Here is a 12,079-nt window from a genome sequence, read left to right as displayed (position 1 = left end):
TCGGTCAAACCGTTCCTTTTCAACCGGTTTCTTCAATGATCAACAGTCTGCTTACCCGTGTCTTTGGCAGTCGTAACGAACGCCAGCTGCGCCAGCTCAACCGCCTCGTCACCCAGATCAATGCGCTGGAGCCGACGATCGAGAAGCTCTCCGACGCCGAGCTGCAAGCCAAGACCCCGGAGTTCAAGCAGCGACTTGCCGCCGGCGAGTCCCTGGACAAGATTCTTCCCGAAGCCTTTGCGGTGTGCCGCGAGGCCAGCCGCCGCGTGCTCGGCATGCGCCATTACGATGTGCAGCTGATCGGCGGCATGGTGCTGCACCTGGGCAAGATCGCCGAGATGCGCACCGGTGAAGGCAAGACCCTGGTGGCCACGCTGCCGGTGTACCTCAACGCGCTGCAGGGCGAGGGCGTGCATGTGGTCACGGTCAATGACTACCTGGCCCGCCGCGACGCCGCGCAGATGGGCAAGTTGTACAACTGGCTGGGCCTGAGCGTGGGCGTGGTGTATCCGGGCATGCCGCACAGCGACAAGCGCGAGGCCTATGGCAGCGACATCACCTACGGCACCAACAACGAGTTCGGCTTCGACTACCTGCGCGACAACATGGCGCTGTCCAGGGCCGACCGCTACCAGCGCAACCTGCATTACGCGATCGTCGACGAAGTCGACTCGATCCTGATCGATGAGGCGCGCACCCCGCTGATCATCTCCGGCCCGGCCGACGAATCGCCGGAGCTGTACATCCGCGTCAACCGCATCGTGCCGCAGCTGACCCGGCAGGAAAGCGAAGAGGGCGAGGGCGATTACTGGATCGACGAGAAGGGCAAGCAGGTGCATCTGTCCGAGGCGGGCATGGGCCACGCCGAGGAATTGCTGATGCAGGCCGGCATTCTCGAGAATGCCGAGGACGGCCTGTATGCCGCGCAGAACCTGAGCGTGGTGCATCACCTCAATGCCGCGCTGCGCGCGCATGCGATCTACCAGCGCGACGTGGACTACATCGTGCGCGATGGCGAAGTGGTCATCGTCGACGAATTCACTGGACGCACCCTGTCCGGGCGTCGCTGGTCCGACGGCCTGCATCAGGCGGTCGAGGCCAAGGAAGGCGTGCCGGTGCAGCGCGAGAACCAGACGCTGGCCAGCATCACCTTCCAGAACCTGTTCCGCATGTACAAGAAGCTGTCCGGCATGACCGGTACGGCCGATACCGAAGCCTACGAATTCCAGAGCATCTACGGCCTGGAAGTGGTGGTGATCCCGACCAACCGCCCGACCGTGCGCAAGGACCATCCGGATCAGGTGTTCCTCAACCGCAAGGGCAAGTTCAACGCGGTGCTGGCCGACATCGAAGACTGCGCCAAGCGCGGCCAGCCGGTGCTGGTGGGTACCACCTCGATCGAGACTTCGGAGATGCTGTCCGAGCACCTGCGCAAGGCCGGGGTCAAGCACGAAGTGCTCAACGCCAAGCAGCACGAGCGCGAAGCCACCATCGTGGCCAACGCCGGCCAGCCGGGCGCGGTGACCATCGCCACCAACATGGCCGGTCGCGGTACCGACATCGTGCTGGGCGGTTCGCTGGAAACCGAACTGCATGCCATGGGCGAGGACATCAGCGACGAGCAGCGCCTTGCGGCCAAGACCGAATGGCAGCGTCGCCACGACGCGGTCAAGGCGGCCGGCGGCTTGCACATCATCGGTACCGAGCGGCACGAATCGCGCCGTATCGACAACCAGCTGCGCGGCCGTGCCGGTCGTCAGGGCGACCCGGGTTCCTCGCGCTTCTACCTGTCGCTGGAAGACAACCTGATGCGCATCTTCGCCTCGGACTGGGTCCAGAAGGCGATGCGCATGATGGGCATGAAGGAAGACGACGTCATCGAAGACCGCCTGGTCAGCCGGCAGATCGAAAAGGCCCAGCGCAAGGTGGAGGCGCACAACTTCGACATCCGCAAGAACCTGCTGGATTTCGACGACGTCAACAACGATCAGCGCAAGGTGATCTACGCCCAGCGCGATGAATTGCTGGATGCCGAATCGGTCAAGGACAACGTCGACGGCATCCGTGGCGATGTGATCTACGACCTGGTCGCGCGCTTCGTGCCGCCCAATTCGGTCGACGAGCAGTGGGACCTGAAGGGGCTGGAAGCCACGCTGGAATCGGAGCTGGGCATGCCGCTGGCGCTGAGCGAGATGGCACGCACGCAGGAAGAACTGGACGCCGAGCAGATCGCGGCCAAGGTGCAGGCGGCGGTGGATGCGCACTTTGCCGAGAAGGAAGTGGCGGTGGGCAGCGACACCATGCGAGCCTTGGAGAAGCACGTGATGCTGACCGTGCTGGACCAGGGCTGGAAGGAGCATCTGGCCAAGATGGATTACCTGCGCCAGGGCATCTATCTGCGCGGGTATGCGCAGAAGCAGCCCAAGCAGGAATACAAGAAGGAAGCCTTCGAGTTGTTCTCCGAGATGCTGGAGAACGTCAAGCGCGAAGTGATCAACCTGCTGGCGCGCGTGCGCATCCGCAGCGAGGAGGAAGTGGCCGAGCTGGAAGAGCAGGAACGCCTGCAGGCGCAGGCGCGGCTGATGGCCTCGCAGTTCCAGCATCAGGACGCCGGCGGCTACGGTGCCGACGAGGAAGTGGAACAGATGCAGGGCGGCAACGCTCCGGTGCCGGTGTCGCAGGTGACCCGCGACGAGCCCAAGGTGGGCCGTAACGATCCATGCCCCTGCGGCAGTGGCAAGAAGTACAAGCACTGCCACGGTCAACTCAGCTGAGCTGAGTTGACCGTGGTGCAGCCCGCCTGGCGGGCTGCACACAGGCGTCCGCGTCGCGGAAGCCTGGTGCACGGTCCTTGCTTCCGATCCCCGCGCCGTTGGCGCGCCCCCTTACCAAGGGGGTTCTGCTAACGAAGGGATTCGTTGGAGCTGCTGATACTCAGGCGTGGAATGTGGGTGGCGGGGTGCAATGACCCCACTGAATCTCACGCTTTTTCCAACTCTCCGCCTACTCCCTGCCAACGGCTTGGCTTGCGTGGTTGCCAGGCACGGTCTGCAACCCGTGGCATAGACGCCAGGAGCGTTCGACCAGCTCGATGGGCGCTGTCCTGGTGAGCCTGGGCTTGGCGCGGTTCGCCCCACGCTTGTCCATCGCGCGCCGGTGGCAACCATGCCTGCTGCACGCAGGCTTTTCCGCCTGCGACACTGCGGGGCGTATGCTCGATCCACGTCCCACGGGGGAGTGCGTCATGTCGCAGCTGTCGAGCCAGCAACTGAAGGTGTTCGTGCCTGCACGCGACTACGCGCTGTCGCAGCGGTTCTATCGCGCGCTGGGCTTCGTGCAGGAGGACGAGGTGGGCAATGTGACCTGCTTCCGGCATGGCACGCATTGCGCATTCCTGCTGCAGGATTTCTACCTGCGCGAGCTGGCCGAGAACCTGATGCTGCACCTGTGGGTGGACGATGCCGACAGCTGGTGGCAGCACGTGCACGATGCCGGCCTGGACGCGCAGTTCGCAGTGACCTGCAGCGTGCCGGAAGACCGTCCATGGGGCGCACGCGATTTCACCCTGCACGATCCCAGCGGAGTGCTCTGGCGCATCGGGCATCCGCTGTAGGGTCGGGATTGGGGATTGGGGATTGGGGATTCGTCAAAGCGCGGCATGCGTGCTTCTGCCAATCCCGAATCCCCAATCCCCAATCCCCGCCCTCAAGCGATTGCGCTGAACCGCTCACTCACGGCACTCTTGTGCCCATGCCCGATTCTCTGAGATCCATCCACGTCGTCGCCGGCGTGATCACCGACGCCCGCGGCCGCATCCTGCTGACCCGCCGCACCGAAACCCGCGACATGCCCGGCCTGTGGGAATTTCCGGGCGGCAAGCGCGAACCCGGCGAAACCTCCGAACAGGCCCTGGTGCGCGAACTCAATGAAGAGCTCGGTATCGAGGCGCAGGTCGGCGAGTGGTTGATGGACGTGCCGCAGCTATATCCGGACAAGCGGCTGCGCCTGGAAGTGCGCCACATCACCGCCTGGAAGGGCAGCCCGCGCGGCCGCGAAGGCCAGGCAATGACCTGGGTGGCCGCAGACAAGCTGACCCGGTATTCGATGCCGCCGGCCGACGTGCCGGTGGTCGGCGTGCTGCGCCAGCCCGACCGCTATCTGATCACGCCCGAGCCGGACGATGACGCGTTGTGGCTGGAAGGCCTGGAGCGTGCGCTGCAGGACGGCATCACGCGCATCCAGCTACGTGCGCGGCAGGCCGAACCGGCACGCTGGCAGGTGTTGCTGCAACAGGTGCTGCGCCTGCGCGGCCGTACGCGCGCGCAGCTGCTGCTCAACCGCGACATCGCACTGGCCGGCGAACTCGGCATCGGCGTGCACCTGGGCGCGGAGCAATTGGCCAGCCTGCAGGAGCGCCCGTTGCCGGCCGAACACCCGGTTGCCGCCTCGTGTCATGGGTTGGAGGATCTGCGCCACGCCCAGCGTCTGGGCTGCGATTTCGCGGTGCTGGGGCCGGTGCAGGCGACTGCATCGCATCCGGGTGCGACACCCCTGGGATGGGAGGGGTTCGAACGCTTGCGCGAGCAGGTCTCCTTGCCGATCTACGCACTCGGGGGCATGCAGGTCGACGACCTGCGCGCGGCACGTGCGCATGGCGCGCAGGGCATCGCGGCGATTCGCGCCCTGTGGCCGCAGTGACTGCGCCGTCAGCGACCTTGGTGGTGTTGGGCGGATTGCCCGGTGTCGGCAAGAGTTCCATTGCTCAGGCGCTGCTGACGCACTGCACTGCGTTTTATTTGCGTATCGATACGATCGAGCAGTCACTGCGCGAAAGTGGTGCACTCGTCAACGACGTCGGACCAGCCGGCTACATGACCGCCTATGCGCTTGCCGCGGCCAATCTGCGGCCGGGTCACGTGGTGGTCGCCGATTGCGTGAACCCACTGCCGGTCACCCGTGAGGCGTGGCGTGATGTGGCGCGCCGCACACGCAGCCGCCTGCTGGAGATCGAAGTAGTGTGCAGCGATCGCAAGATGCATCGGCAGCGCGTGGAATCGCGGCAGAGCGAGGTGCCTGGATTGCGCATGCCGGATTGGTCCTCCGTGCTCGTGCATGACTACGTGGCATGGACCGAGCCGCATTGGGTGATCGACAGCGCCGGGCTGGACCCGCAGCAGGCGGCTAGCCAGATCATGGACCGGCTCGCCGCGTAGCCTGCAGATGAGGCATGTGGTCCGAAGGGTTCTCGCAGCCGATGCGCTGCTTACCTTTGCAACCCACGCAGATACTTCGCCACTGCGATCCGCCGGCGTCCGTCAAGGCGGGCGTTGCGCTAGAACGTCACCCAGAAGCAGTTGTACTGCCGACGCAGCCGCAACACGCTGCGCGCGGGCGTGCCGCTGGCGAGATTCTGCTCCAGGCGCAGGCCCCAGGGGCGTGGGCGGCCCGGGGGTGCCGGGAGTGGGGTGTCGGTCGCACTGCCGTCCAGTGATGGAGCCGCCGCCGATGTGTTCGCATCGGCTTGCCAGGTTGGCGGATCGCGTTGCGGGTACATCGGGACGATATCCAGCAACGGGCGTTGCACGATGGCTTCCAGCCGGCTCAGTACCTGGCTGGCGGCCGCGTCGGACTGGCCGCTCCACAGGTACAGGCTGGAGAGCCGGTTGACGTCGCGGCTGTCCACCGCCAGTTGCAGCAACGACACCAGTTCGCTCAACCGGCGCGGGCAGCCGTAGCCAGACAGGCCGGTAGTGCCCTGCGTGCGCGTGGCCGGCGGCGGGCGCGCCGCGGCGCCGACATCTTCGCAGCGGCGGTCGGTGAACATGGTCTGCCCGTCTGCTGTCACGCAGCGGCGGATCTCCTGCGCCTGCCCGCGCATGGCCGGGCAAAGGCAGGACAGCAGCAGCAACGGCAGCAGGAGGCGGGGCATCGACGCAGCGTAACGGGCCGTGCGTGAGCCGGCGCGCAACGTGCCAAGACAGCGGTAGCCTGCACGGCGCTTGCGCACCACGCGCGCCTGTCGGTGCCGTGCCCGCACAGACAGCCAGCAACGGCATGGCATCGCTGGCGTGGCTCAGCGCCCGAGCAGCTGCAGCACCTGCGTGGTCGGCTTGGCCAGGTTGAGCGTGTAAAAGTGCAGCGCAGGCGCGCCACCGGCGATCAGGCGCTCGCACACGGTGGCCACCACTTCCGCACCGAAGGCGCGCACCGCCTCAGCATCGTCGCCGAAGGACTGCATCTTTTTGCCGATCCAGCGCGGAATTTCCGCGCCGCATTGCTCGGAAAAACGCCGCAGCTGCGAGAAATTGGAGATCGGCATGATGCCGGGGATGATCGGGATCTCCACGCCCATGCGCTGCACCGTGTCGCGGAAATGAAAGTACGCATCGGCGTTGTAGAAATACTGGGTGATTGCGGCATCGGCGCCGGCATCCACCTTGGCCTTGAAGTAACGCAGATCGCTCAGTGCGTCGGTCGCCTGCGGATGGGTTTCCGGATACGCACCGACCTCGATCCGGAACGCATCGCCATGCTCGGCGCGGATGAAGGCGATCAGGTCCGAGGCATAGCGCAGGTCGCCCGGATGGCCCATGCCCGAGGGCAGGTCGCCGCGCAGGGCGACGATGCGGGTACAGCCGATCGCGCGATACAGCTTGAGCAGCTCGCGGATCTCCTGGCGGCTGCCGCCGACGCAGGACAGGTGCGGGGCGGCCTCGTAACCGTGCTTCTGCTTGAGGTGGCGCACCGTCTCGGAGGTGTAGCTGAGCGTGGAGCCGCCGGCGCCGAAGGTGCACGAGACGTACTCCGGCGCGTAGCCCTTCAACCTGGCCGCCGTGCGGTCAAGCTGTGCGCGCTGGTCGTCGGTCTTGGGCGGGTAGAACTCGAAACTGAGAGGCGTCATCGCAGCGGGTCCGGCGGATCGTGCCGGCATAATATCGCTTCATCGCGATGAATGCATATTTGGTTGCGGGTGTCCTGGATGCGGCTGCCTCGGGGAACTCGTGCATGCCTGCGCAATGTGCGACAGGGTTGGGGCCGTTTCGGGCGCCAGTCTCGGGGTGCGGCGTACACGGTAAGCTCCAGTCCCCACGCCACTTGATCGGAGCGCGACATGCAAGAGCAGCAAATGGATGTCATCGCCGAATCGCTGGGCCGCATCTGGGTTGCGTTGGCACGCAGCGTCGGTGATCTGGCGCTTGCCCTGGCCGAGCAACCCGGCGTGGATGGCGACAAGTTGCTGAGGCACTTCGCCACCCGCCTGCCGTCGGATCAGGATGACGGCACCTCCAAGGTGTTCGAGGCGATTCGCCAGTACATCGACCAGGACGCCGCGCCCAGCGCGCAGTGATGCGTTGCCACGTGCCTCTGCAATGCAGGCGCGCGTGCTGATGCGGTGTGGTCTTGCGATGCGCTTGCCGGCAACGGATGACGGCCCGGTCTGCGGGCCTGCGGGCAGTCGCCGCACAGCGGCGCACCCGGACTGGCATCAGCGGTGGCGTGCGTCCGTTGCAACACCGCTTCAACGCGTGCGCCGGCCATCGCGTAGTCGCTCGCCCTGCGTTGGTTGAGAGTGTGGTCGCGCCGCGCGTGGGTGAGGTGTCGCGACCGGGCGTGCGCCATGCCTTGACGCAGGGATCCCTACACTGGGCGCACTTTCTACGGAGTGCTGCGCATGAGCGATACCACGATGACCGCAATCGCCATCCGCGATGGCAAGGGCGATGCGGATGCGCTTTACCCCGACGAGCAGCCGCGTCCCCGCCCCGCGCCGGGGCAGGTGCTGATCCGCGTGCATGCGGCCGGCATCAATCGTCCCGATCTGCTCCAGCGTGCCGGCCACTATCCGCCGCCGCCCGGCGCACCGCAGACGCTCGGGCTGGAAATCGCCGGGGAGATCGTGGAGCCGGCCGGCCGCTGGAAGGTGGGCGATCGGGTATGTGCACTGCTGGGCGGTGGCGGTTACGCGCAATACGCAGCGGTCGATGCGCGGCATGTGCTGCCGATTCCGGCCGGCATGGAGATGGCGCATGCCGCGGCGCTGCCGGAAACCGTCTTTACCGCGTACGCCAACCTGTTCGAGCATGGCCGGCTCGCCGCCGGGGAATGGCTGCTGCTGCACGGCGCCACCTCTGGGATCGGGGTGACGGCGATCCAGATGGCCAAGGCCGCCGGTGCGCATGTGCTGGCCACCGCGCGTTCGGCGGGCAAGGCGGCGCAGGCACGCGAGCTGGGCGCCGATGTGGCGATCGACTCCACCACCGAATCCTTTGTCACCGTGGCCAAGGCGCACGGCGGGGTGGACGTATCGCTGGACATGGTGGGCGCTGCAGTATTTGCCGACACCCTGGAAGCGCTCAATCCGCGCGGACGTATCGTCTACATCGCCTCCCAGGCCGGCTCGACCATCGAGGTACCGATTCCGTTGCTGATGCGCAAGCAGGCCATCCTCACCGGCTCGACGCTGCGCCCGCGCAGTGCTGACGAGAAGGCGCGCCTGGCTGCGGAAGTGGAGCGCGTGGTGTGGCCGTGGATCGCGCAGGGCAAGCTGCGCGTGCTGCTCGACAAGCGCTTCCCGCTCAGCGAAGCCGCTGCAGCGCACCGCTATCTGGAGCAGGGCAGCCACCTGGGCAAGGTCGTGCTGGAGATGTGAGTGCATGCGGCGGCCTGCCTGATGCGTGCGTGTCGGGCAGGTGGCGCGGACCGTCGCAGCGTGAGGTTGCCGGCCAGCGCATCGCAATGCGCGTCCAGCAGCTGTCTGCAGTCGGCGTGGCTGCCACGGCAGATCATGCAGGCGTGTCGACCACCGCTTCGAGGTGGTGCCCATCGGGATCGATGACGAACGCGGCGTAGTAATCGTCGCCGCAATCCGGTCGCAGGCCGGGTGCGCCGTTGCAGCTTCGCTTGTTGCCGCAATGGCCGCCCTTGCACGGCCACCGGGCGCCGCAGGTATAGCAAAACAAGCAGGAGCGATGTCTCGCAGCGAACCGCGGCCTGACCGTACACTGCGCCGTTGCGTGCGCTTGTGCATGGCGCCGCTGCCGCAGTCTCCGTGTACAAGCGCCTGAAACGGGCGATCGCGGGTCCCGCCACTTCACCATCAACCCGAAGGTTTCGATGAAGCATCCAGACGCATTGCGCATTGCCCTTGTCGGCATCGGCAAGATCGCCCGCGACCAGCACGTGCCCACCATCGCCGCGCGCGCCGATGTGCAGCTGGTGGCCACCGTGAGCCGGCATGGCACGGTCGACGGCGTGCCGGCCTATCACACCCTGGAAGAGGCCTTCGCTGCGCATCCACAGATTGAAGCGGTCGCGCTGTGCACGCCACCGGTGGGGCGACATGCGCAGGCACAGGCCGCGCTGGCTGCCGGGCGCCATGTGTTCCTGGAAAAACCCCCGGCCGCCACCCTGGCCGAGATCGACGACCTGCGCGCATTGGCGCAGCGCGCGCAACGCAGCCTGTTCACCAGCTGGCATTCGCGCTGCGCCGCCGCGGTGGCGCCTGCGCGGGCGTGGCTGGCCGACAAGCAGATCCTGCGCGCGCATATCACCTGGAAGGAAGACATCCGCCATTGGCATCCGGGCCAGGACTGGATCCTGGAGCCGGGTGGCATGGGCGTGTTCGATCCCGGCATCAACGCGCTGTCCATCGTCACGCATCTGTTGCCGCGCCCCTTCGCGCTGCGCGAGGCGGAGCTGCACACACCGGAGAACCGTCAGGCACCGCTGTACGCCAGGCTCGGCTTTGTCGATACCGCGGGTGTGCCGGTGACGGCAGAATTCGACTTCCTGCAGACCGGCCATCAGCGCTGGGATATCGAAGTGGACACCACCGATGGCCTGCTCATGCTCAGCGAGGGCGGTGCCAGGCTGAGCATCAATGGTCAGCCGCAGCCAGTGGAGGCAGCCGGCGAGTACGACGGTTTGTACCGCCGTTTCGTACAGTTGGTGCGTGCCGGCGAGTCGGAGGTGGACGTCACCCCGTTCGTGCATGTGGCCGATGCGTTCATGCTCGGCGCGCGCAAGGTCACCGCGCCATTTGCCTGGTAAATCGGCGCGGTATCGCTCGCGTTCCAGCATGGCGTTGAATGGAAGTGCGCTGTGCGCAACACCCCGACTGAGGTCTCGACGACCCGGGCAATGACACGGCACCAGGCGCATGCAGCGATGTGCCTGGTGCCTGCGCGCCTACCTGCTGTCCAGCGCCACGGTGCCAGCTGCCACGCCGCCGGCGTCCAGCGGCCTGGCACGCGTCGCAGTGCGCGCAGCGTGCTGGCGCAGCGCGGGAGTGATCTGCGCACGGAAGCGCCGTACCACCCATGTCTCGTCCAGCAGCGCAAAGGCGAAAAAGCCCAGCAGCGTGCCGGCAACCAGCGTGGGTGCATGTGCGAACGTGCCGGGCAGCAACAGGCTCAGCCACAGGAAGATGTTCGGCGAGGTCTGCAGCAGGTGGATGTCCGAGGCGATCGCCGCGGACACGGCCTTGCCCGTCACGCGCTGGTAGGCGGACAGATACGCCGCGCTGCCCAGGCGGCAGGCCAGCAGCAGCGCAAACGGCAGCAGCAAGGCGGCCCATGCCTGCCAACCCCCATGCCCCAGGGCGTCTGCCAGCGGCCTGCCACCCGCTTGCAGCCCCACCAGCAAGGCCAGCGGCACCATCGTCAGCGAGCCCGCCCAGCCCCAGGTGGTGGCCAGTTTGCCGGCTGCGATCGGCCGCGCACGTCGCCAGCCCTGTGCCAGCAGGGACGGCGCCGCCAGCGCGATCAGCAACACCACGAAGAAGCGTTCCAGTGCATGTGCATTGCCCAGCACCTCGTGGTGATCCAGGAACAGCAACAGCAACGCAACCGGCAGCACGATCGACAGCACCAGGGTGTAGCGCGCCGCAAAGAAATAATCGCCGCCACGCGCAAGCGAGAAGGTGGGCACCGACAGCGCTGGTGGCACGATCAGCAGCAAGCCGAGGACATGCACCCATTCGTTATGCGACTGCGTGAGCAGCACCATGGCCAGCCCGGCGCGTGCCACACTGACCACGCTCAATGCGAGGTTCTCCGGTCCTCCGGTCAGGCGCAACGCACCCGGTTCGATACGGACCGACAGGAAGAACGCATTCACCGCCAGCAGCGCCACGATGGCGGTGGAGATCAGGCCATGCGGTAGTGCGAGGCCCATGCACGACAGCGCAAAGCCGGCCACGGCGGCGATCAGCATCCATTGCAGCAGATGGATTTCGGTCTGCTCGCCCAGGTAGTTCAGACGCGAGGAACTGCGCGCGGTCATGCGCTTGAGCTCCTCCCACGACAACGGGCGCGAGTTGGGCAGCCGGAAGTCGATGTACTCGGCGGGCGGCAGGCCCGAGGCGATCAATGCGAACACTTCGACGATGTACTTGTGCGCCACCACCAGCACCTGCTTGCCCTGGCGGTCCAGCGGTGCCAGCACCGTGTCGTAGTAGTGCTTGCAACGCGCGTACATGTCCATCCAGTGCTCGCCGTCAGGCGGTGCACCATCGGAATCATGAAAACAGGCATCGAAGAGGCCATGGCCGATCGACTTCTTGATCAGCGTCTTGTTCTTGCCGGCGAAAATGCCGAAGTCGCGCTCCTTCAGCGCATCGCTGTACAGCACCTGCGGTGCGTCGGGGACGCCTTCCAGGATGATCGCCGCGGTGGCCTGGGCGCGTTCGAGCGTCGAGACATGCACCTGGTCGAAACGCAGCCCGCGTTGTCGAACGAAGTCGGCTGCCTGCCGGGCCTGTCGGCGGCCCAGTGGCGTCAGCGGCGAATCCTGCGCACCGGCAAAATAGTTCTGCTCGTTGGCGAGCGACTCGCCGTGGCGGACGAAGTAAAGAGGCATCGGCTTGCTCCGGTTGCTCGATTGTTCGGCGGTCGAGAACGTTGTCCGATGACCGGGCAACGCCCTTCGCTGCACTCGGCACGCCTGCCTGCAGACGACAACGGCGTGCATCGGGCTGCCACATAGGTCCGGGGCGCAGCAGGATTCGTTGCACCAACAGATTCTCCGTGTCGATTTGGTTCAGCGCTTGTCCAAGTTTGTGTTGATGGCCACTGGATAC

Annotated in this window: 10 protein-coding genes and 1 pseudogene; 7 read left to right on the top strand and 4 right to left on the bottom strand. The window is 66.2% G+C overall.

Annotated elements, in window-relative coordinates; translation table 11 throughout:
* The first annotated feature begins 35 nt into the window (after positions 1 to 35).
* From secA to EO170_RS09485, 4 genes are all read left to right on the top strand, one after another.
* Positions 36 to 2,774 carry a preprotein translocase subunit SecA gene (gene secA / locus EO170_RS09500; protein ID WP_104584574.1) on the top strand — a complete coding sequence of 913 codons (2,739 nt, stop codon included), beginning with the start codon at positions 36 to 38 and terminating at the stop codon, positions 2,772 to 2,774.
* A gap of 470 nt (positions 2,775 to 3,244) precedes the next feature.
* Positions 3,245 to 3,613, top strand: a complete 369-nt coding sequence (locus EO170_RS09495; RefSeq protein WP_119129628.1) for a VOC family protein — start codon at positions 3,245 to 3,247, stop codon at positions 3,611 to 3,613.
* 137 nt (positions 3,614 to 3,750) lie between these two features.
* Complete coding sequence (locus tag EO170_RS09490; RefSeq protein ID WP_126944406.1) at positions 3,751 to 4,698, top strand: Nudix family hydrolase; 948 nt, start codon at positions 3,751 to 3,753, stop codon at positions 4,696 to 4,698.
* Positions 4,695 to 5,213: an AAA family ATPase gene (locus EO170_RS09485; protein ID WP_126944403.1), complete on the top strand. Its 519-nt coding sequence runs from the start codon at positions 4,695 to 4,697 to the stop codon at positions 5,211 to 5,213. The genes EO170_RS09490 and EO170_RS09485 overlap by 4 nt, the downstream gene beginning before the upstream one ends.
* Positions 5,214 to 5,332: 119 nt before the next feature.
* Here the strand turns inward: EO170_RS09485 and EO170_RS09480 are convergent, their stop codons facing one another.
* Together EO170_RS09480 and metF are read right to left on the bottom strand one after the other, a co-directional pair.
* Positions 5,333 to 5,929, bottom strand: coding sequence for a hypothetical protein (locus EO170_RS09480; protein WP_104584619.1), 597 nt, complete (start codon positions 5,927 to 5,929; stop codon positions 5,333 to 5,335).
* Between the two features lie 144 nt (positions 5,930 to 6,073).
* Positions 6,074 to 6,901 (bottom strand): methylenetetrahydrofolate reductase [NAD(P)H], encoded by an 828-nt coding sequence (metF, locus tag EO170_RS09475; protein ID WP_126944397.1) that lies wholly within the window; start codon positions 6,899 to 6,901, stop codon positions 6,074 to 6,076.
* A gap of 210 nt (positions 6,902 to 7,111) precedes the next feature.
* Here metF and EO170_RS09470 point away from each other — a divergent pair, with 210 nt between their 5' ends.
* Both EO170_RS09470 and EO170_RS09465 read left to right on the top strand, forming a co-directional pair.
* Positions 7,112 to 7,348 carry a hypothetical protein gene (locus EO170_RS09470; RefSeq protein WP_126944394.1) on the top strand — a complete coding sequence of 79 codons (237 nt, stop codon included), beginning with the start codon at positions 7,112 to 7,114 and terminating at the stop codon, positions 7,346 to 7,348.
* A 324-nt stretch (positions 7,349 to 7,672) separates the two neighbouring features.
* Positions 7,673 to 8,650: an NAD(P)H-quinone oxidoreductase gene (locus tag EO170_RS09465; RefSeq protein ID WP_115676120.1), complete on the top strand. Its 978-nt coding sequence runs from the start codon at positions 7,673 to 7,675 to the stop codon at positions 8,648 to 8,650.
* Between the two features lie 133 nt (positions 8,651 to 8,783).
* On the opposite strand, the pseudogene EO170_RS21910 reads toward EO170_RS09465, so the two are convergent.
* A pseudogene (locus EO170_RS21910) lies at positions 8,784 to 8,894 on the bottom strand (VOC family protein); the annotation flags it as partial.
* A gap of 220 nt (positions 8,895 to 9,114) precedes the next feature.
* Between EO170_RS21910 and EO170_RS09460 the strand changes: the two are divergent.
* A complete protein-coding gene (locus EO170_RS09460; RefSeq protein WP_104584583.1) occupies positions 9,115 to 10,050 on the top strand; it encodes a Gfo/Idh/MocA family oxidoreductase in 936 nt (311 codons plus the stop codon).
* Between the two features lie 138 nt (positions 10,051 to 10,188).
* Here EO170_RS09460 and EO170_RS21710 read toward each other — a convergent pair whose 3' ends face one another.
* Positions 10,189 to 11,859, bottom strand: a complete 1,671-nt coding sequence (locus tag EO170_RS21710; RefSeq protein ID WP_241239407.1) for a histidine phosphatase family protein — start codon at positions 11,857 to 11,859, stop codon at positions 10,189 to 10,191.
* Between the last annotated feature and the right edge of the window lie 220 nt (positions 11,860 to 12,079).

The sequence above is a fragment of the Xanthomonas sp. BRIP62409 genome (assembly GCF_003992965.1).
GTDB classification, from domain to species: domain Bacteria; phylum Pseudomonadota; class Gammaproteobacteria; order Xanthomonadales; family Xanthomonadaceae; genus Xanthomonas; species Xanthomonas euroxanthea.
This window is presented reverse-complemented; position numbering and strand designations above follow the sequence as displayed.

Excerpts from the sequence above, each read along its gene's own strand:
- secA (WP_104584574.1), top strand. The coding sequence starts at position 36 with ATGATCAACAGTCTGCTTACCCGTGTCTTTGGCAGTCGTAACGAACGC.
- EO170_RS09495 (WP_119129628.1), top strand. The coding sequence starts at position 3,245 with ATGTCGCAGCTGTCGAGCCAGCAACTGAAGGTGTTCGTGCCTGCACGC.
- EO170_RS09490 (WP_126944406.1), top strand. The coding sequence starts at position 3,751 with ATGCCCGATTCTCTGAGATCCATCCACGTCGTCGCCGGCGTGATCACC.
- EO170_RS09480 (WP_104584619.1), bottom strand. The coding sequence starts at position 5,929 with ATGCCCCGCCTCCTGCTGCCGTTGCTGCTGCTGTCCTGCCTTTGCCCG.
- metF (WP_126944397.1), bottom strand. The coding sequence starts at position 6,901 with ATGACGCCTCTCAGTTTCGAGTTCTACCCGCCCAAGACCGACGACCAG.
- EO170_RS09470 (WP_126944394.1), top strand. The coding sequence starts at position 7,112 with ATGCAAGAGCAGCAAATGGATGTCATCGCCGAATCGCTGGGCCGCATC.
- EO170_RS09465 (WP_115676120.1), top strand. The coding sequence starts at position 7,673 with ATGAGCGATACCACGATGACCGCAATCGCCATCCGCGATGGCAAGGGC.
- EO170_RS09460 (WP_104584583.1), top strand. The coding sequence starts at position 9,115 with ATGAAGCATCCAGACGCATTGCGCATTGCCCTTGTCGGCATCGGCAAG.
- EO170_RS21710 (WP_241239407.1), bottom strand. The coding sequence starts at position 11,859 with ATGCCTCTTTACTTCGTCCGCCACGGCGAGTCGCTCGCCAACGAGCAG.